Here is a 26,916-nt window from a genome sequence, read left to right as displayed (position 1 = left end):
CCGTTCCTGGCCCTACACAAAACACTGTGGGAGCGAGCTTGCTCGCGATAGCGCCGTGTCAGTCGACATTTCCGTCACTGATACACCGTCATCGCGAGCAAGCTCGCTCCCACATTTTGACCGCGTCTGGATCAGGGCTTTTTGGCGGCCGACTTGGCGCCACGCTGGCGCTGGGCCTCGAACAGGCACACACCGGTGGCGACCGAGACATTGAGGCTGCTGACGCTGCCGGCCATCGGCAGCTTGACCAGGTAATCGCAATGCTCGCGGGTCAGACGGCGCATGCCCTTTCCTTCGGCGCCCATGATCAGGATGGTAGGGCCGGTCAAGTCCTGGTCATAAATACTGACCTCGGCCTCGCCCGCCGTGCCGACAACCCACAAGCCGCGCTGCTGGAGCTTTTCCAGGGTGCGCGCCAGGTTGGTCACTGCCACCAACGGGATAACTTCCGCAGCGCCACAAGCGACCTTGCGCACGACCGGCGTCAATGTCGCGGACTTGTCCTTGGGCACGATCACCGCCAACGCACCGGCGGCGTCCGCCGAACGCAGGCAGGCGCCGAGGTTGTGCGGGTCGGTCACGCCATCCAGTACCAGCAACAACGGCGCGCCTTCGGTGCGATCGAGCAGCTCGTCGAGCATCGCCTCGCCCCATACCTGACTCGGGCTGACCTCGGCCACGACGCCTTGATGCACCCCTTCGACCCAGGCGTCCATCTCGCGCCGCTCGGCCTGACCGACCGCAACGCGGTTTTCGCCGGCCAGCTCGACCAAGGTCTGGACCCGCGGGTCGCTACGACCTTCCGCCAACCAGATCTGCTTGACCCGCTTGGGGTGGTGACGCAACAACGCCTCCACGGCATGCACGCCGTAGATTTTTTCCAACTGACTCATGATTTGGCCTTGGGTTTACGCGCCCCGCCACTCTTGGCAGGGGCCGAGCCTGCTTTCGGCGGGCCTTTACGGTGTTTGCTCGGCTTGCCGCTCGCCTTCTCCGGAGCCGACCGGCCGGCCTTGCCCCCGGACGCCGCTTTACCGCCGCTCTTGGCTTCGGCCAGCAAGGCCTGTTTCATTTCGCGACTCTTACGCAATTCGGCGTTCTTCGCCGCCGCATCGCTCGGACGATAGGCTTCGCCGGCCTTTTCCTTGGCCGGACCGCGACGTCCGGATTTGGACGGTGCGGGCTCGGCGGCGGTCTTGGCGGCAGGCGCTGTGGTTTCGGCGCCACGCTTCTTGCGGCCGATCGGTGCGCTGATGGTTTTTTCCGCCATCTCGAAGTCGATCTTGCGTTCATCCAGGTCGACGCGCATCACCCGTACTTCGACGGTATCGCCAAGACGGAAGCTGCGGCCGGTGCGTTCGCCGGCCAGGCGGTGATGCACAGGGTCGAAGTGGTAGTAGTCACCCGGCAGCGCGGTGACATGCACCAGGCCCTCGACGTAGATATCGGTCAACTCGACGAACAGGCCAAACCCGGTCACGGCGGTGATCACGCCCGGGAACGACTCGCCAACGCGATCCTTCATGTACTCGCACTTGAGCCAGTTCACCACGTCGCGAGTCGCTTCGTCGGCGCGCCGCTCACTCATCGAGCACTGCTCGCCGAGTTGCTCCAGAGCCGCTTCGTCGTACGGGTAGATACGCGCCTTCGGAATGGTCATCGCACCGGCACGCTTGACGTGCGGGGTGTTCATCTTCGAATGGATCACGCTGCGGATGGCCCGGTGCGTGAGCAGATCGGGATAGCGACGGATCGGCGATGTGAAGTGGGTGTACGCCTCGTAGTTGAGGCCGAAGTGGCCCTGGTTATCGGCGCTGTACACCGCTTGGCTCAAAGAACGCAGCATCACAGTCTGGATCAGGTGGAAGTCCGGACGATCCTTGATACTCGCCAGCAGGGCTTGGTAATCCTTCGGCGTCGGACCTTCCTTGCCTTTGTGCAGGGACAAGCCAAGCTCACCGAGGAAGGCCCGCAATTTTTCCAGGCGCTCCGGCGGCGGGCCGTCGTGGACCCGGTACAAGGCAGGGATTTCATGCTTCTTCAGGAACTCGGCGGTAGCGACGTTGGCCGCCAGCATGCATTCCTCGATCAGCTTGTGGGCATCGTTGCGCACGGTCGGCCGGATTTCGGCGATCTTGCGCTCGGTACCGAAGATAATCCGGGTTTCCTGGGTTTCGAAATCGATCGCGCCCCGTACGTGACGCGCCGCCAGCAATACCTTGTACAGCGAATAGAGCTGCTTGAGGTGCGGCAGCACATCCGTGTATTCACCACGAAGCTTGCGCGACTCGGCCAGCTTCGGCGTTTCCAGCATCGCGCTGACCTTGTTGTAGGTCAGGCGCGCGTGGGAATGGATCACGGCTTCATAAAAGCAGTAGTCAGTCATCTCGCCGGCTTTGGAGATGGTCATCTCGCAAACCATGGCCAGGCGATCGACATGGGGGTTGAGCGAGCACAAGCCGTTGGACAGTTGCTCTGGCAACATCGGCACGACGCGCTCGGGGAAATACACCGAGTTGCCGCGCACCTGGGCTTCAGCGTCCAGCGCCGAGCCGAGCTTCACGTAGCTGGAAACGTCGGCAATGGCCACGTACAACTTCCAGCCGCCGGAGAACAGGCGCAACTTGCCGGGCCGGGCTTCGCAGTAGACCGCATCGTCGAAGTCCCGGGCGTCTTCACCGTCGATGGTGACGAACGGCAGGTGACGCAGGTCGATGCGCTTTTCCTTGTCCTTCTCTTCGACTTCCGGCTTGAGCTTGGCGGCCTCTTTCAGGACCGCTTCAGGCCAGACGTGAGGAATGTCGTAGGTGCGCAGGGCAACGTCGATTTCCATGCCCGGCGCCATGTAGTTGCCGACCACTTCCACCACATCGCCCTGAGGCTGAAAGCGCGGGGTTGGCCAGTGAGTGATCTTCACCTCGACGAACTGCCCGATCTGCGCGTTGGCGTTGCGACCTGGGGTGACCAGCACTTCCTGCTGGATCTTCGGGTTGTCGGCGACGACGAAGCCGATGCCACCTTCCTCGAAATAACGTCCCACGATGGTTTCGTGCGCACGGGACACCACTTCGACGATCACGCCTTCACGGCGCCCGCGCCGGTCCAGGCCGGACACCCGGGCCAGCGCACGGTCGCCATCGAACACCAGGCGCATCTGCGCCGGGCTCATGAACAGATCGTCGCTGCCATCGTCGGGGATCAGGAAACCGAAACCGTCGCGGTGACCGGCGATACGGCCCAGGATCAGGTCGAGCTTGTCGACCGGAGCATAAGTGCCACGCCGGGTGTAGATCAGTTGAGCATCGCGCTCCATGGCACGCAGACGGCGGCGCAGGGCTTCGAGCTGGTCCTCGGTGGTCAGGCCGAACTCTTCGACCAGCTGCTCACGGCTAGCAGGCGAACCCCGATCGGCGAGATGCGCCAGGATCAGTTCGCGGCTAGGAATAGGGTTTTCATATTTTTCCGCTTCACGAGCGGCCTCGGGATCGAGGGACTGCCAATCGGCCATTAGAGAGTTTTCACCTTGTCTATATGCGGGTTAGTTTGGCATAGGCGTAATGAAACGGGAAATTTCAAGCAGCAGATGCCTTTTCTAAAGTCTTTCGACAGGCCTTTGAAGCCCCTGATTGCACCGCTCGTGAAATTTAGCGTTTTTTTTGTTCCTGGGGGTTTACAGTTAAAAACACGCTCCGTATAGTGCGCGCCATCGACGACGCACTGACGTTGCCGATATTGCCCAGATGGTGAAATTGGTAGACACGCCAGCTTCAGGTGCTGGTGACCGCAAGGTCGTGGAAGTTCGAGTCTTCTTCTGGGCACCAATTTCGAGCAGCAGGTCAACGGCCTGCCAGCCTCACAAAACCCGCGAAAGCGGGTTTTTGCGTTTCAGGCCCCTGGAATGTGTTTGGCAATTATCAAAATAAAAACAGGGGTTTACAGATCAAAACGCGCTCCGTATAGTGCGCCACATCAACAGCGGCAACGCTGCAGATGCTGCCCAGATGGTGAAATTGGTAGACACGCCAGCTTCAGGTGCTGGTGACCGCAAGGTCGTGGAAGTTCGAGTCTTCTTCTGGGCACCAAATTCAAGCTTCAAGGTTATACACCTTGAACCTCACAGAAACCCGCGAAAGCGGGTTTTTGCGTTTCCGGCACCCGAAAACTCCCTCGCCACAACGCACATGAGAAACAATATCGTTTATCATTGTTACAAGTTTTTGCTACACGACAGTGAGGAACCCCGCGAATGATGTTTCGAACCACCCTGCGCCGCGCCCTGACCTGCACCCTGCTCGGCCTGACCCTCGCAACACCCCTCACCCAAGCCGCCGACAAAATTGAACTGACACTCTATAACGGCCAACACAAAGAAGTCGGCGATGAACTGGCCAAGGCCTTCGAAGCCAAGACCGGTATCCACGTCAACGTTCGCAAGGGCAGCAGCAACCAGCTCGCCAGCCAAGTCGTCGAGGAAGGCGACCGCTCCCCGGCCGATGTGATCTATACCGAAGAATCGCCGCCGCTGAACAAACTTGGTGAACAAGGTCTGCTGGCGAAGATCGACGATGCGACCCTCAACGTGCTTCCCAAGGATTATGTCGCCAGCAACGGCTCCTGGATGGGCGTGACCGCTCGCGTTCGCGTGGTTGCCTATAACCCCAAACTGATCGATGAAAAGGACCTGCCGAAAACCGTCCTCGATTTCGCCCAGCCACAATGGCAAGGCAAGGTCGGCTTCGTACCGACCAGCGGCGCATTCCAGGAACAAGCCGTTGCGATCATCAAATTGCACGGCAAGGAAGCCGCCGAAGAATGGCTCACCGGGCTACGTGCGTTCGGCAAGGTCTACAGCAACAACATGGTCGCCCTCAAAGCCGTGGAGAACGGTGAAGTGGCGACGGTCCTGGTGAACAATTACTACTGGTTCGCCCTGCAGCGGGAGAAGGGACAGCTGGATTCCAAGCTGCATTACTTCACTGGCGGCGATGCCGGTGGCCTGGTCACCGTCTCCAGCGCCGCGGCACTGAAATCCAGCAAACACCCCAAGGAGGCCCAACAGTTGCTTGCCTATATGGCCAGCGAGGAGGGGCAGCGGGTGATTACCCAGACGTCCGCCGAATATCCTTTGCACAAGGGCATGGCGTCGGATCGCGGCCTCAAGCCGTTCAATGAACTGGAGCCGCCAAAAGTGACGCCCGCCGACCTGGGTAACGCCGAAGAAGCATTGGAGCTGGAACGTGAAGTCGGCTTGAACTGATGACGCCGTCGCTGAGCGCCTCTCCTCCAGCCGGGGTTTACGTGCCCCGGCGCAAGCGCCCCTCGATCGGGTTGCTGCTGCCCGTGCTGCTGCTCGTTTTGCTGAGCCTGCTGCCACTGCTCTACGTCGTCACCAAGACCTGGCAGGCCGGCTGGACCGAGGCACTGCATCTGTTGTGGCGGCCCTATGTATTCGGCTTGCTGCGCAACACCTTGGCGTTGATGGCCGGCGTCACGCTGGCCTGCGGCATCGTCGGCCTGTCCCTGGCCTGGCTGCTGGAACGCAGCAACCTGCCGGGGCGTCGGATCTGGGGCGTTGTCTTGTGCCTGCCGTTCGCCGTGCCGGCGTTTGTCAGCAGCTTCACCTGGGTATCCCTCAGTGCGCAATTCGAGGGATTGGGCGGGGCAATCCTGGTGATGACCCTGTCCAAATACCCACTGATTTTCCTCCCCGTGGCCGCAACGCTGCGTAATCTCGACCCGTCCCTTGAAGAGTCTGCCCGCACCCTGGGGCAAAATCGCTGGGGCGTGTTCTTTCGCGTCACGCTCCCGCTGCTCTGGCCTTCGCTGCTGGCCGGTTCGTTGCTGATTGCCCTGCACATGCTGGTGGAGTTCGGCGCACTGTCAATCATCGGGCTGCAGACCTTCACCACAGCCATCTATCAACAATTCGAGCTGGAATTCAGTAACGCCAATGCCGCCATGTTGTCGGCGGTATTGCTGACGCTGTGCCTGGTCCTGTTGTGGCTGGAACTGCGGGTGCGCGGCAAGGGGCGCCATGTGCGCACCGGGCAAGGCGCGGCACGCCAGGCCGAACAAGTACGCCTGGGCCGGTGGATGCTTTGCGGTCAACTGTATTGCCTGGCGTTGGCGATCATCGGCAGCGGTATCCCGCTGGGAATGCTGGCGTATTGGCTGGCCGTGGGCACTTCCGCGGCGTTCCCGGCGGGCGAGATCGGCGAAGCGCTGCTGTCGTCCCTGGCGCTTTCGCTGGGCGGCGCCGCCCTCTGCCTCGTATTGGCGGTACCGGTGGGCCTGCTGGTGGTGCGCCACAAGGGGCGGCTGGCGATCTGGGCCGAGCGCCTGCCCTACTTGCTGCACGCGCTGCCGGGCCTGGTCATCGCCCTGAGCCTGGTGTATTTCGCCCTGCACTACGTGCCCGCGCTGTACCAGACTTCCGGCCTGCTACTGATTGCCTATGCGCTGCTGTTCCTGCCGCTGGCCCAAGCACCGGTGCGTACGGCGCTGAACAAGGCCGCCCCACAACTGGAAGAAGCGGCGCGGACGTTGGGGGCTTCGTCGCTCGGTGCGTTTTGTCGGGTGACCCTGCCGATCATCTTCCCGGCCCTGGGCGCGGCGTTCGCCCTGGTGTTCCTGGATGCAATGAAGGAATTGACCGCGACGCTGTTGCTGAGCCCGACCGGACTCAATACGTTGGCGACGGCGGTCTGGGCACATACGTCGAATGTGGAATTCGCAGCGGCGGCGCCCTATGCGGCGCTGTTGATTCTGGTGTCGGGGTTGCCAGTCTATTTGCTGACGACGCGGATGTATCTGAGTCGCTGAGTCCGCTTTCGCAAGCAGGCTCGCTCCCACAAAGTTGGTGTGGACACCCGTTTTGTAAACGGCAATAAACCTGTGGGAGCGAGCCCGCTCGCGAAGGGCCCGCCACAACCTCGAATCAAGCCCTGAACTGACCCAGGCTGGCCTTCAACTGCGCCGCCAGTTTATCCAGCACCTTGCCGCTGGCCGTGGTCTCGACCACCGCCTGGGCAGCCTTCTCGGCCTGGGCGTGAATGGTCTCAACCCGGCCGCGTACCGCTTGCGCGCCCTGGGCTTGATGCGCGGCTGCTTGAGTCGCCAAGCCGATGGCCGCGTGAACCTGCTCGACCGACGCCTGCACCGACTGCTGCAGCCGCGCGCTGTCACGCAACACTGACAGACCTTCATTGGCCTGCCGTCCCGCTTGGCCGATGGCCGCCACGGCTTCGCGCGCGCCTTGTTGCAAGGCCACGATGTGCGCCTGGATATCGCCCGTCGAGCTCTGGGTCTTGCTTGCCAGCGCCCGCACTTCATCCGCCACCACCGCGAAGCCGCGTCCAGTCTCCCCGGCGCGCGCCGCCTCGATGGCCGCGTTCAGGGCCAACAGGTTGGTTTGCTCGGCAATACCATGGATCACCGTCAACACGACTTCGATCTGCTCGCTCTGCTGGGCCAGCCGTTCGATGACTTTCGCCCCCGTGTCGACCTGCCCGGCCAACGCTTCGATCAAGCCGCCGACCTTGGCTGACGTGCGGGTGGTTTCATCGGTGGCCTGACGGATCTCCGCTACCTGTTGCAAGGCCGCCTGCATCGCCTGGCTTTCCGATTGAGCCTCATCGGCCATCTGCGACAGCGCACGCAGGCTCTCGGCCACTTCATCGCGCTGCATGCCGGCCGCCGCGTCGGCGCCCGAGTTGCGCAGCGTCATCGCGCCGATCTCCTGACCGGTACGCTGGGCCACATCGCCCGCCTCGCGCACGATGGGTTGCAATTTATCCACAAAGCGGTTGACCGCCGAAGCCATGTCGCCGATTTCGTCCTTGCTGTTGATTTGCACGCGCTTGGTCAGGTCACCCTCGCCCGCCGCCAGATCGTTCATCGCGGCGATCAACAACTTCAAGCGATTGACCACCCGACGCCCCAGCACCACGGCCAACAACACCAACACGCCCAACCCTACCAACGCCAGGCCCAGGCCGATGCGCCAACGCAAGGTCTCTGCGGCTTCTTGAACCGTGACGGCGGTATTGGTCTGCATATCGGTGGCGGTGGCCTGCGCCGAGCCCAGGCGGCCACGCATGGCTGCGGCACTGTCGGCAGCCGCGCCCTTGAGGCTGTCGCCCACCAATTGATCGCTGCTGGCAATCAGCGCGGAGAAGCGCTGGTCGAGCGCCTTGAGGTCGGTTTCCACCGAGGCGGTGGAAACGCCCATCAGCACCTTGCCGATCTCGACGCCATTGGGGTTGATCGACGCTTCGAGGTAATAAACCGATGGATCGTTCTTCGCCGCATCCAATACTTTATCCAACGCCCGATCGCCCTTGCCCTTTTCCAGCAGGGCCTTGTTGATCGGATTTTCCCGGTTCAGGTAGCGAGTCAGGTGTTCCCCTGCGGCGTCGTCATAGATGACGAACAGTACATTGGGATTGCGCTGGGCCCGACGGGCGAATTCGGACAGGGTGGGCACGTCGCTGTCCCACATTGCCCGGGGCGCGACCGAGGCCAGAAGCTGCGCCATATCATTGGCGGAATCCCTCAGGTCTTTTTCCAGGGTCGCACGCAGTTGAGCCTGCTCTTCCTTCAGACGGGAAGACAACCCCGCGGTCAATCGCTGGCGGGTACTGGTGGACAAGCTGTCCAGGCTGGAGGTGACTTCTCGCCCAGCCTGCTCCAACTCACCCGCCAGTTTCTGGCTGTCAACGCCCAGGCGCGCGCCCAGGTCGGACTCAAGCGCGGTGACCGTGCTTCGGGTCAGCGCAACGGCCACCAGCACCTGCACCAAAAGGGCGATACCGAGGGTAACGAAAACAGGCCGCAACAAACGGCTTTGTAACAGTGAGAGAACGGCCGACACGTGAAATCCCTCTACCAAACGCCATTAATTTGATGGCACGCCTGGAAGGGGTGCCTTAATGGAGATGCGTAGCAAGTGTCATGCCGCCCGACAGGCAGAAACGACAAAGGGCTCCATACGGAGCCCTTTGCTTGTTACATCAACGACTTATCAGCCAAATGGATGACGCAGAACGATGGTTTCGTTGCGGTCCGGCCCCGTCGAAATAATGTCGATCGGCGCGCCGACCAACTCTTCGACGCGCTTGATGTAGTTGCGCGCGGCCACTGGCAGCTCTTCCAGGGTCTTGGCACCCACGGTGGACTCGGTCCAGCCTGGCATCTGCTCGTAAACCGGCTCCAGGCCGATGTAGCTGTCGGCGTCGGTCGGTGCGTCGATGACAGCGCCGTCCTGGTTCTTGTAACCCACGCAGATGTTGATGGTTTCCAGGCCGTCCAACACGTCCAGCTTGGTCAGGCAAAGGCCCGAGATGCTGTTGACGTCGATGGCGCGACGCAGGATGACGGCGTCGAACCAGCCGCAACGACGGGCACGACCGGTGGTTGCACCGAACTCGTGGCCACGCTTGGCCAGGAACGCACCGACGTCGTCGAACAGCTCAGTCGGGAACGGCCCCGAACCGACGCGGGTGGTGTAGGCCTTGGTGATGCCCAGGATGTAGTCCAGGTACATCGGGCCAAAACCCGAACCGGTGGCGATGCCGCCAGCGGTGGTGTTGGAGCTGGTGACGTACGGATAGGTGCCGTGGTCGATGTCCAGCAGCGAGCCCTGGGCACCTTCGAACATGATGTCCTTACCGGCGCGGCGCAGCTCGTGCAGCTCGGCGGTGACGTCGAGCATCATCGGCTTGAGCAACTCGGCGTATTCCATGCACTCGTCCAGGGTCTTCTGGAAGTCGATGGCCGGCTCTTTGTAGTAATTGACCAGCACGAAGTTGTGGTAATCCAGCAACTCGCCCAGCTTGGCGGCGAAACGCTCACGGTGGAAGAGGTCACCGATCCGCAGGCCACGACGGGCCACCTTGTCTTCATAGGCCGGGCCGATGCCGCGGCCGGTGGTGCCGATCTTCAGCTCGCCACGGGCCTTTTCACGGGCCTGGTCCAGCGCAACGTGATAGGACAGGATCAGCGGGCAGGACGGGCTGATGCGCAGGCGCTCGCGCACCGGTACGCCTTTCTCTTCCAGCTTGATGATTTCCCGCAGCAGGGCGTCGGGCGCCACCACCACACCGTTGCCGATCAAGCACTGCACGCCTTCGCGCAGCACGCCCGATGGAATCAGGTGCAGAACGGTTTTTTCACCGTCGATCACCAGGGTGTGACCGGCGTTGTGGCCACCTTGGTAGCGCACTACGGCGGCAGCATGTTCGGTCAGCAGATCAACGATCTTGCCTTTGCCCTCATCACCCCACTGGGTGCCCAGGACTACGACATTCTTACCCATAACACTTGTCCTCATTCGCGCAAACTTGGTGCCGGCTCCAGGCCGGCAGGAAAACTCAAGAAGCCAGCGGCAATACTTGCCAAAGCCCGTTCTGCTGAATCAATTGCCGGTCGCAGTCCGCTTCACGGGCGGCGGCCAAAGGTTGCCCAGGCAAGGCCTGGACGACACGCTGACCCTCACTGCGCAACTGGCAGACCATCTGCCAGAGTGCCGCATCCGTACTGTCAGGCATCCAGATACCGCCGGACGGTAACTCGATTTCAGCACGCCCCAGGGTCACCAGGGTTTTCAAATCGGTAGAGAAGCCGGTCGCCGGACGGGCGCGACCGAAGTCGGCGCCGATGTCGTCGTAGCGACCGCCCTGGGCGATGGACTGACCAACGCCCGGTACAAACACTGCGAACACCACGCCAGTGTGATAGTGATAGCCGCGCAGCTCACCCAGGTCGAAATACAGCGGCAACTCAGGGAAACGCACCGACAGACGCTCGGCAATCGCCAACAGGTCGTCCAGCGCCGCCAACACCGGTGCCGGCGCGCCGGCCAAGCGTTCGCGGGCCGCGCCCAGCACTTCACGGCCGCCGCAAAGATCCACCAATGCCCGCAACATGCCGGACAGGTCGCTCGGCAGCCCTTCGGTCAGGCTGATGACTTCATCGATGGCCTTGCGCTGCAAGGCGTCGAACAACCGCTGCTCCACTTCGCCGGACAAACCGGCCGCACGGGCCAGGCCACGGTAGATGCCGACATGGCCCAGGTCCATGTGGACATCCGGCACGTCGGCCAGTTGCAGCATGGCCAACATCAGGCTGATGACTTCCACGTCACTGACTGGGCTGGCGTCGCCATAGAGTTCGGCGCCCAACTGGATCGGGCTGCGCGAAGACGACAAGGCACGCGGCTGGGCATGCAGGACACTGCCGGCGTAGCACAGACGGCTCGGGCCTTCGCGGCGCAAGGTGTGGGCATCGATGCGTGCCACTTGTGGCGTGATGTCGGCCCGAAAGCCCATCTGCCGGCCCGATTGCGGGTCGATAACCTTGAAGGTGCGCAAATCCAGGTCCTGGCCCGCGCCGGTCAGCAAGGATTCCAGGTACTCGATATGCGGGGTAACGACGAACTCGTAACCCCAACTCTGGAACAGATCCAACACCTGCCGACGCGCTACTTCGATACGCGCGGCTTCCGGTGGCAGTACTTCTTCGATGCCATCTGGCAGCAGCCAGCGGTCTACCGTTGCCATTACGCCATTCCCCTATGGTCCGGGCGGCCAGCTTTCGGGCTGGCCTTGAGTGAAGCAGAAAATGCCCGCGTCATGCGAAAAACCGCAAACAACGCGCAAGGGCGACGTGACGAATGGCCCTGGATCGGCCTCGCCAAGCACTTTCCTCGAAAAACCTGTCGGGTCATTCAACCCGACGCCTGCACCGTATAAACCACAATCGAACGCGCAGACGCAAAAAAGCCGGGAATTTCCCGGCTGCCGCATCATACACACGTTTTCCCAAAGGATCACCCCGCCCGACGTTTTAGCCGCCGGGCGGAGTGCTTCAGGTCAACGTCGCATCAAGGCTTGGCCTTTTCCAGGTAATGGAAAAAGTCACTGCTTGGGTCCAGGACCATGACGTCGGATTTGTTCGCGAAGCTTTCACGGTAGGCACGCAGGCTACGGTAGAACGCGTAGAACTCCTGGTCCTGGCCATAGGCCTTGGCGTAGATCGCAGCGGCCTGGGCATCACCATCACCCCGGACCTCTTCCGATTCACGATAGGCTTCGGCCAGCAGCACGCGGCGTTGACGATCGGCGTCGGCACGGATGCCTTCGGCCAGCTCGTTACCTTTTGCGCGGTGCTCGCGGGCTTCACGCTCACGCTCGGTGCTCATGCGCTCGAACACGCTGCGGTTCACTTCCTTCGGCAGGTCGATGGCCTTGACACGCACGTCGACCACTTCGATACCCAGCTCTTTTTCCGCCATCGCGTTCAGCGAGCGGGTGATGTCTGCCATGAGCGCGTCGCGCTCACCGGACACCACTTCGTGCAGGGTACGTTTACCGAACTGGTCACGCAGGCCCGACTCCAGGCGACGGGACAAACGTTCGTCGGCGATCTGCTTGAGACCAGAGGTCGCGGTGTAGAAGCGCTCGGCATCCTTCACGCGCCACTTGGCGTAGGCATCGACCATCACGGCTTTCTTTTCCAGCGTCAGGAAGCGCTGCGTCGGTGCGTCCAACGTCATCAAGCGCGCATCGAACTTGCGCACCTTGTTAACGTACGGCACCTTCACATGCAGCCCTGGCTGGACATCAGCCTGGACCACGCGACCGAATTGCAGCAACACCGCGCGCTCGGTCTGAGCCACGATATAGAAGCAGTTCCAGGCAGCGATCGCCACGACGACGCCGACAATAAGGGCGATCAGCGATTTATTGCTCATCAGCGACTCTCCCTGGTACGTGCTTGCTGTTGCTGCAGGTCCGCCGCCGCGCGGGCATTGGCTTCATTGCTGGCGGCTGCCGCCGCGCCGGTTGGCGGTGTGCCGGCGTTGCGACCACTCTCGACCATCTTGTCCAGCGGCAAGTACAGCAGATTGCTCTGGCCGTCCTTGCTGCCGGTCACGAGGACCTTGCTGGTGTTGCTGAAGACTTCCTGCATGGTGTCCAGGTACAGGCGCTGGCGCGTGACTTCAGGCGCCTTGCGGTACTCGGCTACCAGTTTGGTGAAGCGATCAGCCTCACCCTTGGCGCGGGAAACCACTTCGTCGCGATAACCGTTGGCATCTTCGATGATGCGCTGGGCCTGACCACGGGCTTCCGGCACAACGCCGTTGGCATAGGTTTCGGCCTGGTTGCGCGAGCGTTGCTCGTCTTCACGGGCGCGGATCACGTCGTCAAAGGCTTCCTGCACTTCGCGCGGTGCCGCTGCGCTCTGTACGTTGACCTGGGTGACCGTGATACCGGTGCGATAGGTATCGAGGAACCGTTGCAGGCGCTCCTTGATTTCGCTGGCCATCAGCTCACGACCTTCGGTCAGCACCTGGTCCATGGCGGTGGAACCCACCACGTGGCGCAGGGCGCTTTCAGTCGCGTGTTGCAGGCTGATCTCCGGCTGGTCGACGTTGAGCACGAAGTCCTGCAGGTTGGTGATCTTGTACTGCACGGTCAGCGGCACTTCGACGATGTTCTCGTCTTCGGTCAGCATCTGGCCCTGCTTGGAGTAGGCACGCTCGCGCGTGACGTTCTCCATGTACTTCTGGTCGATCGGCGGGAAATAGATGTTCAGGCCCGGGCCGACGGTTTCGTAGTATTTGCCGAAGCGCAGCACCACGGCCTGCTCCTGCTCGTCCACGACATACACCGCGCTGTACAGCCAGACAGCCGCGAGCACGACAAGGCCGATGCCGAGCAGGCCGAAACCGCCGCCCTTGCCCGGACGGCTGCCGCCATCGTCACCGCGTTTCCTACCACCACCGAACAAACCGTTCAGGCTGTCCTGCAGCTTGCGGAAGGCCTCGTCGAGATCCGGTGGTCCCTTGCGGTCGCCGTTGTTACGACGCTTGCCGCCCCAGGGATCCTGGTTATTCGAGTTGCCACCCGGCTCATTCCAAGCCATAGCGCTCTCCATCTGATAAAGCAAAGACGCACCCACGGCGCGCCGGCCAATGCTACAGAATGCCTGACACAGCTTTCTCAGGCTTTTATTGCAAAGTGTGTTGCTCGATGAATTCCATCGGCTGGAGCCCTTCGCGACTGACCAGCCGGTTCAGTTCCGACCGAGGCAGGCGAACGGCCAGCAGGCAGATGCCTTCTTCGTCGTGTTCTTCTTTCTGCACCGCCCCCAACTCGAAAAACTGCGCACGCAGCCGGGCAAAACGCTGCGGCAGCTTCAAGGTGCCCACAAACAGGTCATCGCCCAGCAGTTCCGCCACGGCCTGTTTGAGCAGGTCCAGGCCACTGCCATCACGGGCCGAAAGCCAGACCCGCTGCGGCTTTCCGTCGGCATCGCGCTGGATCTGCGGCTCCACGCCTTCGAGCAAATCGAGTTTGTTGTATACCTCGAGGATCGGCAAGTCCTGGGCCCCGATCTCTCCCAGCACCACCATGACCTGTTCGATCTGCAGCATCCGGTCCGGTTCGGCGGCATCGATCACGTGCAGCAGCAGGTCGGAGTTGCTCGACTCTTCGAGCGTAGCCCGGAAAGCCTCGACCAGCTTATGCGGCAAATGCCGGATGAAACCCACGGTATCGGCCAGCACGATGGGCCCGAGGTCGCTCAGGTCGAGCCGACGCAAGGTCGGGTCGAGCGTGGCGAACAACTGGTCGGCGGCATAGACATCGGATTTGGTGACGTTGTTGAACAGGGTCGATTTGCCGGCGTTGGTATAACCCACCAGTGAAACCGTCGGGATGTCGGCCCGCTTGCGGCCGCGCCGCGATTGCTCGCGCTGGCTGCGGACTTTCTCCAGCCGCCCTTTGATCTGGCGCAGGCGAACCCGCAGCAGGCGCCGGTCGGTTTCGAGCTGGGTTTCACCTGGGCCCCGCAGGCCGATACCGCCTTTCTGGCGCTCAAGGTGAGTCCAGCCGCGGACCAGCCGCGTGCTCATGTGCTCAAGCTGGGCCAGTTCGACCTGGAGCTTGCCTTCATGGGTACGCGCGCGTTGGGCGAAAATATCGAGAATCAGCCCGGTGCGGTCGATCACGCGGCACTCGAAGACACGTTCGAGGTTGCGTTCCTGACTGGGCGTGAGGATGTGATTGAAAATCACCAGATCGATGTGCTCGGCTTTGACCAGGTCGCGCAACTCCTCGACCTTGCCACTGCCGATCAGGAATTTGGCGGTTGGCCGATGACGCGGCACGTTGAAAAACGCGACGGTCTCGGCGCCGGCCGAAATTGCCAATTCCTGAAACTCCTGCGGATCTTCGCGCGCCTCAGGGTCCTGTCCTTCCAAGTGAACGAGAATGGTCCGCTCACCACCACCGTGGCGCTCAAAGAACAAAGGAGGCTCCTATCAAGCGTTACCCGGCTCAGCGTCACCGCCTTCGGATTCGGTTGCGCTAGGCAGACGAATCGGACGAACCGGCACCACTGTCGAGATAGCGTGTTTGTAGACCATCTGGCTGACGGTGTTCTTCAGCAGGATGACGAACTGGTCGAACGACTCGATCGTGCCTTGCAGTTTGATCCCGTTGACCAGATAGATGGACACCCCAACTTTCTCTTTACGTAAAGTGTTCAAGTAAGGGTCTTGTAGCGAATGCCCTTTTGACATGTGCCGCACTCCTTTAAGGATCAATTATAAAAATCGGAATTCAGATGGCTTGGGCCGTCACACCCCCAAGGATAGACGGCAATTGCAAGGACTCAGCTCAATATGGAGATGGTCCCGAGGTATTTCAAGGCGCGTGGCAGATTGTCGCAATCAAGGCTGTCAAGCCAATGCAAGTCAGTCCAGCTGCGCAGCCAGGTGAACTGGCGTTTCGCCAATTGGCGCGTGGCAATGATTCCACGCTCGCGCATCTCGGCTGACGTCAGCATGCCGTCCAGGTAGTCCCAGACTTGTCGATAACCCACCGCACGTATAGACGGCAACCCGGCATGCAGGTCACTTCGCTCACGCAGGGCTACGACCTCGTCTATGAATCCCTGTTCCAACATTAATGTGAATCTTTGTTCAATTCGCCGATGCAGCACTTGCCGGTTCGCCGGAGCGATGGCCAGATTCGCGACAGTATAGGGCAATTGTTGCAGTCCCGAAGCGGCTGCTTCAGTACTTTGCGCAGATTGTCGCTGCCGCAGGGCCGTCATGCTCTGGCCGCTCACCCGATAAACCTCCAGGGCCCGGCTGAGCCGCTGCGGGTCGTTGGGGTGAATGCGCGCCGCCGATTCAGGATCGATCACCGCCAATTGTTCGTGAAGCGCTTGCCAGCCAAAGCGCGCAGCCTCTTCTTCGATCTGTGCGCGCACCTCGGGATCGGCCGCCGGCATGTCCGCCAGGCCATCGACCAGGGCTTTGTAGTACAGCATCGTACCGCCCACCAGCAGCGGAATCTTGCCTCGCGCAGTGATCTCGGCCATGGCCTGGAGCGCATCACGCCGAAAATCAGCCGCCGAATAGGCTTCGGCCGGGTCGAGGATGTCGATCAGCCGATGGGGATATTCAGCCAGCAAAGCTTTCGACGGTTTGGCGGTGCCGATGTCCATGCCCCGGTAGACCAGCGCCGAATCGACGCTGATCAACTCGCAGGGCAAGACCTTGGTCAGTTCGATGGCCAGGTCGGTCTTGCCGGCGGCCGTCGGCCCCATCAGGAAAATCGCGGGTGGCAACTGGCTCATCAACGACCGCGCAGGAACAGTTTGTCCAGGTCGTCCAGGCCCAGTTGAGTCCAGGTCGGCCGGCCATGGTTGCATTGACCGCTGCGTTCGGTGTTTTCCATGTCCCGCAACAGGCCGTTCATTTCCGGCAAGGCCAGGCGCCGGTTGGCGCGGATCGCGCCGTGGCAGGCCATGGTGCCGAGCAATTCGTTCAAGTGCGCCTGGATCCGGTCGCTGGTGCCATATTCCATCAGGTCCGCCAGCACGTCGCTGACCAGGCGATTGGCCTCGGCCTGTTTCAACAAGGCTGGGATCTGCCGGATCGCCAGGGTTTCCGGGCCCAGGCGCTGTAGCTCGAAGCCCAGGCGCTGGAACCAGCTCATGTGCTCTTCAGCGCAATCGGCTTCGCGCTGGCTGACGGCCAGGGATTCGGGAACCAACAACGGTTGGCCGCTCAAGCCTTCGCTGGCCATGGCGATCTTCAATCGCTCGTACATGATCCGCTCGTGAGCGGCGTGCATATCCACCAGGACCAGGCCCTGGGCGTTTTCGGAAAGGATGTAGATGCCTTTTAGCTGCGCCAGGGCATAACCCAACGGTGGTATATCTCCCTGACCGTCGGGCAATGTCGCCGCAGCGGTTTCAGGCAGAGGCTTGAAGAACTCGCGATACGCGGCCTGGGCCTCGGCTGCCGGCACATTGGATTGTGGGCGCGGCGTGTATTGATACTGATAACCGCTGCCAGCGCCGCTTCCGCCTGTGTTGTAGGCTGGTTGGGGCTGGGGTTGCTCCAGCAGGGCATGGGCCGCCAGGCGCATTTCCCCCTGGGGGCCAAACTCGCCGGCCTCCAGCCCGGTCGGCCGGACCATGCCGGCCACGGCCGCCGGGGCCGCCAACTGATCTTCCGGCCGAACATCGCCCAGGGCTCGATGCAACGTGCCATAGAGGAAATCGTGGACCATGCGTCCATCACGGAAACGCACTTCGTGCTTGGTCGGGTGGACGTTGACGTCCACCACCGATGGGTCGACTTCGAAGAACAGCACGAAGGTGGGATGCCGACCGTTGAACAGCACATCGCGGTAGGCCTGGCGCACCGCATGGGCCACCAATTTGTCGCGCACCGCACGGCCGTTCACGTAGAAATATTGCAGGTCCGCCTGGCTGCGGGAAAACGTCGGCAAGCCGACCCAACCCCACAGGTGCAAGCCATTGCGCTCCACCTCGATGGGCAAGGCCTGCTCCAGAAAACCCGCGCCACACACCGCGCCCACACGCCGGGCGCGAGCCGCATCATCGTTGGCCTCGTGCAGGCTGAGGATGGTCTTGCCGTTGTGGCGCAGGTGAAACGCCACGTCAAACCGTGCAAGGGCCAGGCGCTTGATGACTTCCTGCAAATGATCGAATTCGGTTTTCTCGGCCTTGAGGAACTTGCGCCGGGCCGGAGTATTGAAGAACAAGTCCCGTACTTCAACCGACGTGCCCACCGGATGAGCGGCGGGTTGCACATGGGAAGCCATGTCGCGGCCTTCGGTCTCGACCTGCCAGGCCTGATCGGCGTTTCGGGTGCGGGACGTGAGCGTCAGGCGTGACACCGAACTGATGGACGCCAGCGCCTCGCCACGAAACCCCAGGCTCATGACCCGTTCGAGGTCTTCCAGGTCACGAATCTTGCTGGTCGCGTGACGCGCCAGGGCCAGCGGCAGGTCATCGGCGGGAATGCCGCGACCGTCGTCGCGCACCCGCAACAGCTTGACCCCGCCCTGCTCGACATCGACGTCAATGCGCTTGGCCCCGGAGTCGAGACTGTTTTCCAGCAGCTCCTTTATGACCGACGCGGGGCGCTCGACCACTTCGCCGGCGGCGATCTGGTTCGCCAGCCGAGGGCTGAGCAGTTCGATGCGGGCGGTGCTGTCGATCACGTCATCGCTCATTGCTTGGCCGCCACTTCGTTGCCAGGAATGGTCAGGGTCTGCCCGATCTTCAGCTCGTCACTTTGCAGATTGTTGGCGCTGCGCAAGGTCGCGGGCGACACCTGGTAGCGCACGGCGATCATCGCCAGGGTTTCGCCCGGGTTGACTCGATGGTCGCGCGGGCCCTGGGCGATCTTGCCCGAATCGCGCAGCCAGGCGATGTAGGTGCCGGGCGGTGGATTCTGCTGGAAGAACTGCCGCACGCCACTGCTGATGGATCGGGCCAAGGCCTGCTGGTGGCTTGACGACGACAGTTTAGAGGCTTCGTTGGCGTTGGAAATGAACCCGGTTTCCACCAGGATCGACGGGATGTCCGGCGACTTGAGCACCATGAACCCGGCCTGCTCGACCCGCTGCTTGTGCAATGGCGTGACGCGGCCGATGTTGCTCAGCACCTTTTGGCCGACGTTCAGGCTGGAGGTCAACGAGGCGGTCATTGACAAGTCCAGCAACACACCGGCGAGCATCCGGTCCTTGTCGTCGAGGCTGACGTTGCCAGCACCGCCGATCAGGTCGGAACGGTTCTCACTGTCGGCCAGCCAGCGGGCGGTCTCGGAAGTGGCACCACGGTCGGACAAGGCAAATACCGAGGCGCCAAATGCAGCCTTGGAGGGTGCGGCGTCGGCATGGATCGAGACGAACAGGTCCGCGCCCTTCTTGCGGGCGATTTCCGTGCGTCCGCGCAGGGGAATGAAATAGTCGCCCGTGCGGGTCAGTTCGGCGCGGAAGCCTTTCATGCCGTTGACTTGGCGTTGCAGTTCGCGGGCGATGGACAGCACCACGTCCTTCTCACGCTGCCCGCGCGAACCCGAGGCGCCAGGGTCTTCGCCACCGTGGCCGGCGTCGATAACCACAATGATGTCGCGTTTGCCGGCCGGGGCCGGTGGCAGCTTGATCGCGGGTTCAGTGGGCGTGACCGGCACGGCGGGCACCGTGGCGACTTTGGTCGGCGGCGGCGGTGTCGGCGCGGCATCGGCCGGGTTATCGAACAGGTCCACCACCAGCCGGTTGCCGTACTGGGCGTTGGGCGCCAGGGTGAAGCTCTTCGGGGTCACCGCTTGTTTCAGGTCGACGACCACCCGCAGGTCGGTCGGCGTACGCTGGGCCGAGCGCATGGCGGTAATCGGAGTGTTGGCGGTGGGCACGTTCAGCGGCGCGCCCAAGGACGCGCCATTGATGTCGATCACCAGGCGATCCGGGGCGGTCAGGGTGAATACGCTGTGCTGCACCGGGCCTGTCAGGTCGAACACCAGCCGGGTATTGTCCGGCGCCCGCCAGAGGCGAACGCTGTTGACCTTTGTCTCAGCCACAGCATCGACGGCCAGTGCCGTAAGCAACAGTCCTACGACAGCAACCACCGCGCGAAAGCGCATACCAAACCCCATCATTTAATTAGTTTCCAAAGCCAAGGCGGCACACCACGACTCGCCACGCGAGCCTTGCGGTGTCAGTTTCAGCGAACGCCCGCCATTCTGCGCGCCAATGGTAATGGTCAGGTCCGGCTTTGGCAAAAAGCCTGCACCTTTCTGGGGCCATTCGATCAGGCACAAGGCGTCATCTTCGAAGTAATCACGGATGCCGAGGAACTCCAGCTCTTCGGGATCGACCAGCCGATACAGATCGAAATGAAACGCTCGGATGTCGCCGATCTCGTAGGGCTCGACCAGGGTGAAAGTAGGGCTCTTGACTGAGCCGACGTGCCCGAGACCACGGATGATGCCACGGGACAAGGTGGTTTTTCCCGCGCCGAGGTCGCCCTCGAGAAAGATCAAGCCATGCCCTGCGGTGATTTGCGCGATACGCGCGCCAAATTGTGTCATGGCTTGTTCGTCCGCCACGTACAGGGTTACTTCAGACACGGTGAATGCTCCTCCAACAACTGACGAATGGCCGGGATCAGATCGGTCGCCGCCAATCCCCGGCCCGAGCGACCGCACTGGACGCCCGCGCTGGCATGCAGCCAGACCGCCAGGCATGCGGCCTCGAACGCTTCCAGCCCCTGGGCCAGCAACGCGCCGACGACCCCAGCGAGCACATCCCCCAGGCCGGCGGTGGCCATGGCCGGGTGGCCTTGGGTACAAACCGCCAGGCGGCCGTCCGGGCTGGCGATCAAGCTGCCGGCCCCCTTGAGGATCACGGTAGCTGTGTATTTCTGGCTCAAGGCGTGGGCCGCCGCCGAGCGGTCGGCCTGCACCTGAGCCGTGGATATCCCCAGCAATCGCGCTGCCTCGCCCGGATGCGGGGTAATGACGCAATGTTCGGGCAGGCTGACCGCGCCAAGGCTCAACAGATTCAGGGCATCGGCGTCCCACACCTGGGGCAGCGCAGCATTGGCCGCCGCCGACAGCAGGCTGCGTCCCCAGGCAGCCTGGCCCAAGCCCGGGCCGACCACCAGGACGTTGGCCTGCTTGAGCAAGCCCATCAATTGATTGGCCGAATGAGTGCCCTGCACCATCACCTCAGGCAAACGGACCAGCGCCGAGGCGACGTGCTCGCTGCGGGTGGCCATCGAAACCATGCCCGCGCCGCAGCGCAGCGCACTTTCGGCGCTCATCTGGATCGCGCCGCCGAAACCCCGGTCGCCGCCGATCAACAGCACGTGACCGAACTTGCCTTTGTGGGACGTGGGCGGGCGAGGCGTCAGGCGCGGCAGATTAACAGGCAGGAGCAGGCGGGCACTGGAAGGCGCCGACTCAACAATGTCAGGGTCGGCGTGCAGGTCGTTGAACACCAACTCACCGACTCGATCCGCCGCATCTCCGGTGAACAAGCCAAGCTTCAAGCCGATGAACGTCACGGTCAGGTCAGCCGCCACGGCGGTCCCGAGCACTCGGCCGGTGTCCGCACACAGCCCCGACGGTATATCCACCGCCGCGACCGGCAAACCGCTGACATTGACCGTATCGATCGCCCGGATATAAGGCTCGCGCACTTCGCCGGTGGTCCCGGTGCCGAGCAGCGCGTCGAGCAGCACTCCCCGCAGCTCGCTATCGTCCGTCCAAGGCTCCACCGGCACACCCACGGCCACGGCCTCTGCATGGGCATTGGCGGCATCACCCAACAGGCGCCGGGGCTCGCCCACGGCCAGGACCCGTACCGACCAGCCGGCTCGGCGGGCCAGGGCAGCGACCAGGTAGCCATCGCCGGCGTTGTTGCCATGCCCGGCCAGCACGGTCAATTCAGCACTTTGCGGCCAACGTCGCACGATAGCTCGCCACGTGGCGCGGGCGGCACGCTGCATCAGTTCGAAGCCGCTGGTGCCTGCCGCGATCAGCTGTGCATCCAAGGCCCGGACCTGCGCGGCGCTGTACAGCGCGTCGGGAAAATCATCTTTAGTCTGCGGCATGCGTCTTCGGGCTCCGATGTCTGGCAGAATTATACGCATCTCAGCTCCGGTTTCTCTCGCCTCATGCCTGCCATTCCCACAGACCTTGCCACCCTCGCCCAATCCATCAAGGAATGGGGCCGCGAGCTGGGCTTCCAGCAGGTCGGCATCAGCGGCCTGGACCTGGCCGAGCATGAACAACATCTGCAACGCTGGCTCGAGGCCGGCTACCACGGCGAAATGGACTATATGGGCGCCCATGGCAGCAAACGCTCGCACCCTGAAGAACTGGTGCCCGGCACGCTGCGGGTGGTGTCGCTGCGCATGGATTACCTGGCGGGCGACACCCAAATGGCCCAATTACTTGGCGAACCGGAAAAAGCCTACGTTTCGCGTTATGCGTTGGGCCGCGATTACCACAAATTGATCCGTAAGCGCGTGCAGCAACTGGCGGAAAAAATCCAAGAGGCCATCGGCCCCTTCGGCTATCGCGCCTTCGTCGACAGCGCGCCGGTGCTGGAAAAAGCCATTGCCGAACAGGCCGGCCTGGGTTGGATCGGCAAGAACACCCTGGTCCTGAACCGCAAGGCCGGCAGTTATTTTTTCCTCAGCGAGCTTTTTGTCGACCTGCCGTTGCCGGTGGACCCGCCCCACGGCACCGAGCATTGTGGGAAATGCACCGCTTGCCTGGACATCTGTCCGACCAATGCCTTCGTCGGCCCTTATGTACTGGATGCCCGACGGTGCATTTCATACCTCACTATCGAGTTGAAGAACGCCATTCCAGAGGATCTGCGGCCCTTGATCGGCAACCGGGTGTTCGGTTGCGATGACTGCCAGATCGTTTGTCCATGGAACCGCTTCGCCCGGCCATCCGGCGAAAGCGACTTCAAGCCACGGCACAACCTGGACAACGCCGGGCTGGCGGAGCTGTTCATGTGGGACGAGGAAAAATTCCTCAGCAGTACCGAAGGCTCACCGTTGCGCCGTGCTGGGTACGAACGTTGGCTGCGCAATCTGGCGGTGGGCCTGGGCAACGCGCCGTCAACGATTCCCGTGCTGCAAGCGCTGGAGGCGCGGCGCGATTATCCGTCGGAACTGGTGCGCGAACACGTGGAATGGGCGCTGCGCCAGCACGCCACGCGTCAGACTTCGTCGTTATAGACGAACTTAGGCATTTCCCAGTGAAAACGAATCGCCAGGAGCCGCAGCAGAAAACCGCCAAACAATGTGATGAGGATCGACTGCTCGCTGGGCAATTGCAGGTAGACGCATAACAAATAGCACCACGCGGCGGCAAACGAGACGCTGGCGTAGAGCTCGCGACGGAAGATCAGCGGAATATCGTTACAGAAGATATCCCGCAGGATGCCGCCAAATACCCCCGTGATCACGCCGCTCACCGAGGCGACCAACATGCCATGGCCCATTTCCAGCGCAGTCATGCAGCCAATCAGCGTAAATGCCACCAACCCCACGGCATCGAGCACCAAAAATAGCGAGCGCAGGTGACGCATCCAGCGCGCCAGGAACACCGTGAGCATCGCAGCCGCGGTGGTGAGCACCAGGTATTCCGGATGCTTGACCCATGTGAGCGGGTAGTGACCGAGCAACACGTCGCGCACCGAGCCACCACCCAGCGCCGTGATGCAGGCGATCAGCACCACACCAAACCAGTCCATGCCACGCCGCCCGGCGGATAGCGCGCCGGTCATGGCTTCGGCGGTAATGGCGATCAGATACAGCATCAGCAACATGGTGGCGGTCCTTGCGGGAAGGCGCGCAGTCTAGCCAGTTTGGGCGGGCACCAAAAGAGGGCAAGATCCGCCGGCTGCCGGAGCGTGGCGAGGGGATTTATCCCCGCTGGGCTGCAAAGCAGCCCCAAATACAACCAACACCGACCGGCCTGACACAACCAGACATCAGGTCAAGGGGCTGCTCCGCAGCCCAACGGGGCGGTGCGACGTTTCGATAAATCCCCTCGCCACAAAAGCTTGCCCGCCAATCGCTTGGGGTTGGCTCAGAACTTGATGAAGTGCTTGCGGTAATGCTTCAGCTCGGCGATGGATTCGCGGATGTCGTCCAGGGCCAGGTGCGTACTGCCTTTCTGGAAACTGTCGCGCACTTCGGGAGCCCAGCGAGCGGCTAGTTCCTTGAGCGTGGAGACGTCAAGGTTGCGGTAATGGAAATAGCTTTCCAGGGATTTCATGTGGGTGTACAGGAAGCGACGGTCCTGGCAGATGCTGTTGCCGCAGATCGGCGACTTGCCCCTAGGCACCCATTGTTCGAGGAAAGCGATGGTCTGGGCTTCAGCCTCGGCCATGCTGATCTTGCTCTCGCGCACCCGTTGGGTCAGGCCCGAGCCGCCGTGTTGGCGGGTGTTCCACTCGTCCATGCCGGCCAGGATCTCGTCACTGTGATGGATTGCGATCACCGGCCCTTCGGCCAAGGTATTGAGATCGCTGTCGGTGACGATGGTGGCCATTTCGATGATGACGTCGGTGTCAGGGTTCAGACCGGTCATTTCCAGGTCGATCCAGATCAGGTTCTGCGGGTTTTGCAGGTTTTGCATGGGGGAGCTCCTCGGCTTAGCTGCGCAGTTTAGCTTAGGCAGCCCCTTGGGCGTGCTAAACTCGCCGCCGTTTTAAACCAATCGATGTATTTCTTCATACGGAACACCCATGGCCAAACGCCAACTCAATCGTCGTCAGAACTGGCGCATCGAAAAGATCCAGGGCGAGCGTGCCGCCCGTGCCGCCAAGCGCGAATCCAGCGCTGTCGAAGCCTTGGAAGGCGGCGACCTGGGCCCCGAGCAGACCGGCCTGGTGATCGCTCACTTCGGTGTGCAGGTCGAGGTCGAGGCGCAGGAAGGCGAACTGGCCGGCCAGGTGTTCCGCTGCCACCTGCGCGCCAACCTGCCAGCGCTGGTGACCGGCGACCAAGTGGTCTGGCGTGCCGGCAACCAGGGCATCGGCGTGATCGTCGCGCAACTGCCCCGGCACACCGAGCTGTGCCGTCCCGACAGCCGGGGCCAACTCAAGCCAGTGGCCGCCAACGTCGACATGATCGTCATCGTGTTCGCTCCGTTGCCCGAGCCCCACGCCAACCTGATCGACCGTTACCTGGTAGCGGCCGAACACGCCGGCATCCGTCCGCTGCTGCTGCTCAACAAGTTCGACCTGATCGATGAGCACAACGCCCCGGCGCTGAACGCACTGCTGTCGGTCTATCGGGACCTGGGTTACCCAGTGTTGGAGGTCTCGGCCCATCACGGCAACGGCATGGAACAATTGCAGCGGCAACTGGACGGACGCATCAGCGTGTTCGTCGGCCAGTCCGGCGTCGGCAAGTCTTCGTTGGTCAACAGCCTGCTGCCGGAGGTCGAGACCCGCGTCGGGCCGTTGTCCGAGCTGTCCGGCCAGGGCACACACACCACAACCACCGCGCGGCTGTTCCACTTTCCCGGCGGCGGCGAACTGATCGACTCGCCGGGCATCCGCGAATTCGGCCTGGGCCACGTCAGCCGGGCGGATGTCGAAGCCGGCTTCATCGAATTCAACGAGCTGATCGGCACCTGCCGCTTCCGCGACTGCAAGCATGATCGCGAACCCGGGTGCGCCTTGCTCAAGGCACTGGAAGAAGGCCGCGTGCACCAGCAACGGATGAACAGTTACCGCTCGATCATCGCCAGCCTGCCGGAGAGCAGTTACTGACTGTTGGTCACTATGGTGACGAGTCTCAGGTAAACCGATACCCACAAAAAAGCCGACAATGATGTCGGCTTTTTTGTGGATCACTGCGCCGGCGGCTCGGCCGGTTTCGGTGCGGCGTCGTCGAACAGGTTCAGGCGTTCGCGCAACTCGTGGGCCGGCACGGGCTGCTGGTCCGCCGGCAAGGCGTTCGGATCGTCCGCTGCACCTGGCGCGGCCGCTGGCACCGACACTTCACCTGGCGCGCCCTCGCCTTGGGCCGAATCGGGCACCGAATCGGGCACCGAATCGTCTGCTTGTGAACCCTCGATGGCTTTTTGGGCCTTCTTGGTCAACACCACGATATCGATACGCCGGTTGACCGGATTGAAGGGGTCTTGGCGATCGAACAGTGCCGAAGACGCATAACCGACCACCCGCGCCACTTGCTCGTCCGGATAGCTGCCCGCCACCAGGGCGCGACGTGCCGCGTTGGCGCGGTTGGCCGAGAGTTCCCAGTTACCGAAATCGCCTTTGCCCACGTACGGCTTGGCATCGGTATGGCCGCTGATACTGATCTTGTTCGGCACCGCCTTGATGGTGTCGGCCATGGCCAGCAGGATGTCTTCGAAATACGGCTTGAGCCGCGCGCTGCCAGAGTCGAACATCGGCCGGTTATCGGCGTCCATGATCTGGATGCGCAGGCCGTTCGGCGTGATCTCGAACAGGATCTGGTCCTTGAATTTCTGCAATTCGGGATTTTCTTCGACCTTGTTCTGCAACTCTTGCAGGAGCAATTCCAGACGCTCGCGCTCGACCTGCTCGGCCATGCCCTCGGCCTCATTGGCGTCGACGGTCGCCTTGTCGGGCTGGGGCTGGGACTTGACCTCGGGGTTGAGGGTATTTTCCGGTGCCAGGACAGGCGAGCCGCCCAGATCGATGATGTACGGCGTGCCGCTCTCGGAAAAACCCACCGGGTCCTTGAAGTAACCGGCGATCGCGATCTTCTGTTCCGGCGTCGCCGTGGACAGCAGCCACAGCACCAGGAAGAACGCCATCATCGCCGTGGCAAAGTCAGCGAAAGCGATTTTCCAGGCGCCGCCGTGATGCCCGCCAGCTATACGCTTGACGCGCTTGACGATGATCGGTTGGTTATTCTCCATAACGAGTGCTCTGCTTCACAAATACTGTTCCATTTTGACGGTGCCTGTTGCTGCCATACTGTGTTGCCGCTCCTCGCCATAGCGGGCCATGACTCGTCGCGGCGCCTTGTCTGGCAGCAACAGTCACTCGCCAAAAA

General features: G+C 62.2%; 21 protein-coding genes, 2 tRNA genes and 1 pseudogene. 6 read left to right on the top strand and 18 right to left on the bottom strand.

Features of this window, described 5'->3' with window-relative positions; translation table 11 throughout:
• Positions 1-131: 131 nt before the first annotated feature.
• Together rlmB and rnr are read right to left on the bottom strand one after the other, a co-directional pair.
• Positions 132-893, bottom strand: a complete 762-nt coding sequence (rlmB, locus tag J3P76_RS02690; protein ID WP_434560962.1) for a 23S rRNA (guanosine(2251)-2'-O)-methyltransferase RlmB — start codon at positions 891-893, stop codon at positions 132-134.
• Positions 890-3,508, bottom strand: coding sequence for a ribonuclease R (rnr, locus tag J3P76_RS02685; protein WP_434608075.1), 2,619 nt, complete (start codon positions 3,506-3,508; stop codon positions 890-892). Before rnr ends, rlmB begins: the two co-directional genes overlap by 4 nt.
• 226 nt (positions 3,509-3,734) lie before the next feature.
• Here rnr and J3P76_RS02680 point away from each other — a divergent pair.
• The 4 genes from J3P76_RS02680 to J3P76_RS02665 all read left to right on the top strand — a co-directional run bounded on the left by J3P76_RS02680 (position 3,735) and on the right by J3P76_RS02665 (position 6,822).
• Positions 3,735-3,821 (top strand) — tRNA-Leu (locus tag J3P76_RS02680).
• Positions 3,822-3,995: 174 nt separating this feature from the next.
• Positions 3,996-4,082: transfer RNA gene (locus J3P76_RS02675), tRNA-Leu, on the top strand.
• 164 nt (positions 4,083-4,246) lie between these two features.
• Positions 4,247-5,257, top strand: a complete 1,011-nt coding sequence (locus tag J3P76_RS02670) for an extracellular solute-binding protein (protein ID WP_434675793.1) — start codon at positions 4,247-4,249, stop codon at positions 5,255-5,257.
• On the top strand, positions 5,257-6,822 hold the full coding sequence (locus J3P76_RS02665; RefSeq protein ID WP_434701462.1) for an ABC transporter permease: 1,566 nt from the start codon (positions 5,257-5,259) through the stop codon (positions 6,820-6,822). The genes J3P76_RS02670 and J3P76_RS02665 overlap by 1 nt, the downstream gene beginning before the upstream one ends.
• A gap of 115 nt (positions 6,823-6,937) precedes the next feature.
• Here the strand turns inward: J3P76_RS02665 and J3P76_RS02660 are convergent, their stop codons facing one another.
• From J3P76_RS02660 to J3P76_RS02600, 13 genes and pseudogenes are all read right to left on the bottom strand, one after another.
• Positions 6,938-7,642 (bottom strand): methyl-accepting chemotaxis protein, encoded by a 705-nt coding sequence (locus J3P76_RS02660; RefSeq protein WP_420766316.1) that lies wholly within the window; start codon positions 7,640-7,642, stop codon positions 6,938-6,940.
• A 201-nt stretch (positions 7,643-7,843) separates the two neighbouring features.
• Positions 7,844-7,897, bottom strand: a pseudogene (locus tag J3P76_RS02655) (hypothetical protein); the annotation flags it as partial.
• A 1,125-nt stretch (positions 7,898-9,022) separates the two neighbouring features.
• Entirely contained in the window at positions 9,023-10,315 is a 1,293-nt protein-coding gene (locus J3P76_RS02650) for an adenylosuccinate synthase (RefSeq protein WP_039592540.1), read from the bottom strand.
• Between the two features lie 55 nt (positions 10,316-10,370).
• The gene (locus J3P76_RS02645; RefSeq protein WP_420766192.1) at positions 10,371-11,558 is read right to left on the bottom strand and encodes an ATP phosphoribosyltransferase regulatory subunit; all 1,188 of its coding nucleotides are present in this window, start codon (positions 11,556-11,558) and stop codon (positions 10,371-10,373) included.
• Positions 11,559-11,881: 323 nt separating this feature from the next.
• Entirely contained in the window at positions 11,882-12,751 is an 870-nt protein-coding gene (hflC, locus tag J3P76_RS02640) for a protease modulator HflC (protein WP_420766191.1), read from the bottom strand.
• A complete protein-coding gene (gene hflK, locus J3P76_RS02635) occupies positions 12,751-13,926 on the bottom strand; it encodes an FtsH protease activity modulator HflK (protein WP_434701461.1) in 1,176 nt (391 codons plus the stop codon). The genes hflC and hflK overlap by 1 nt, the downstream gene beginning before the upstream one ends.
• Positions 13,927-14,011: 85 nt before the next feature.
• Positions 14,012-15,313 carry a ribosome rescue GTPase HflX gene (hflX, locus tag J3P76_RS02630; RefSeq protein ID WP_434701460.1) on the bottom strand — a complete coding sequence of 434 codons (1,302 nt, stop codon included), beginning with the start codon at positions 15,311-15,313 and terminating at the stop codon, positions 14,012-14,014.
• Positions 15,314-15,325: 12 nt separating this feature from the next.
• Positions 15,326-15,586, bottom strand: a complete 261-nt coding sequence (hfq, locus tag J3P76_RS02625) for an RNA chaperone Hfq (RefSeq protein WP_003186419.1) — start codon at positions 15,584-15,586, stop codon at positions 15,326-15,328.
• A gap of 92 nt (positions 15,587-15,678) precedes the next feature.
• Positions 15,679-16,650, bottom strand: a complete 972-nt coding sequence (gene miaA, locus J3P76_RS02620) for a tRNA (adenosine(37)-N6)-dimethylallyltransferase MiaA (protein ID WP_434701459.1) — start codon at positions 16,648-16,650, stop codon at positions 15,679-15,681.
• Positions 16,650-18,563 (bottom strand): DNA mismatch repair endonuclease MutL, encoded by a 1,914-nt coding sequence (gene mutL, locus J3P76_RS02615; protein WP_420766187.1) that lies wholly within the window; start codon positions 18,561-18,563, stop codon positions 16,650-16,652. The genes miaA and mutL overlap by 1 nt, the downstream gene beginning before the upstream one ends.
• The gene (locus J3P76_RS02610) at positions 18,560-19,990 is read right to left on the bottom strand and encodes an N-acetylmuramoyl-L-alanine amidase (protein ID WP_434560970.1); all 1,431 of its coding nucleotides are present in this window, start codon (positions 19,988-19,990) and stop codon (positions 18,560-18,562) included. Before J3P76_RS02610 ends, mutL begins: the two co-directional genes overlap by 4 nt.
• A complete protein-coding gene (gene tsaE, locus J3P76_RS02605; protein ID WP_305482479.1) occupies positions 19,991-20,461 on the bottom strand; it encodes a tRNA (adenosine(37)-N6)-threonylcarbamoyltransferase complex ATPase subunit type 1 TsaE in 471 nt (156 codons plus the stop codon).
• Entirely contained in the window at positions 20,449-21,948 is a 1,500-nt protein-coding gene (locus J3P76_RS02600; RefSeq protein ID WP_434701458.1) for an NAD(P)H-hydrate dehydratase, read from the bottom strand. The genes tsaE and J3P76_RS02600 overlap by 13 nt, the downstream gene beginning before the upstream one ends.
• Positions 21,949-22,011: 63 nt before the next feature.
• On the opposite strand from J3P76_RS02600, the gene queG reads away from it, so the two are divergent.
• Positions 22,012-23,091 (top strand): tRNA epoxyqueuosine(34) reductase QueG, encoded by a 1,080-nt coding sequence (gene queG / locus J3P76_RS02595; protein ID WP_420766183.1) that lies wholly within the window; start codon positions 22,012-22,014, stop codon positions 23,089-23,091.
• On the opposite strand, the gene J3P76_RS02590 is transcribed toward queG, so the two are convergent.
• Positions 23,073-23,684, bottom strand: a complete 612-nt coding sequence (locus tag J3P76_RS02590) for a trimeric intracellular cation channel family protein (RefSeq protein ID WP_420766182.1) — start codon at positions 23,682-23,684, stop codon at positions 23,073-23,075. The genes queG and J3P76_RS02590 overlap by 19 nt on opposite strands.
• A 263-nt stretch (positions 23,685-23,947) precedes the next feature.
• Positions 23,948-24,490, bottom strand: a complete 543-nt coding sequence (orn, locus tag J3P76_RS02585; RefSeq protein ID WP_420766315.1) for an oligoribonuclease — start codon at positions 24,488-24,490, stop codon at positions 23,948-23,950.
• Positions 24,491-24,608: 118 nt separating this feature from the next.
• Between orn and rsgA the strand changes: the two genes are divergently transcribed.
• Complete coding sequence (gene rsgA / locus J3P76_RS02580) at positions 24,609-25,640, top strand: small ribosomal subunit biogenesis GTPase RsgA (protein WP_053117887.1); 1,032 nt, start codon at positions 24,609-24,611, stop codon at positions 25,638-25,640.
• An 80-nt stretch (positions 25,641-25,720) separates the two neighbouring features.
• Here the strand turns inward: rsgA and motB are convergent, their stop codons facing one another.
• Positions 25,721-26,779 carry a flagellar motor protein MotB gene (gene motB, locus J3P76_RS02575; RefSeq protein WP_434701457.1) on the bottom strand — a complete coding sequence of 353 codons (1,059 nt, stop codon included), beginning with the start codon at positions 26,777-26,779 and terminating at the stop codon, positions 25,721-25,723.
• Positions 26,780-26,916 lie beyond the last annotated feature (137 nt).

This window comes from Pseudomonas sp. D1-36, assembly GCF_051132205.1.
Lineage (GTDB): Bacteria > Pseudomonadota > Gammaproteobacteria > Pseudomonadales > Pseudomonadaceae > Aquipseudomonas.
Note: the sequence above shows the minus strand (reverse complement) of the source record. Positions and strands in the feature narration are given on the sequence as shown.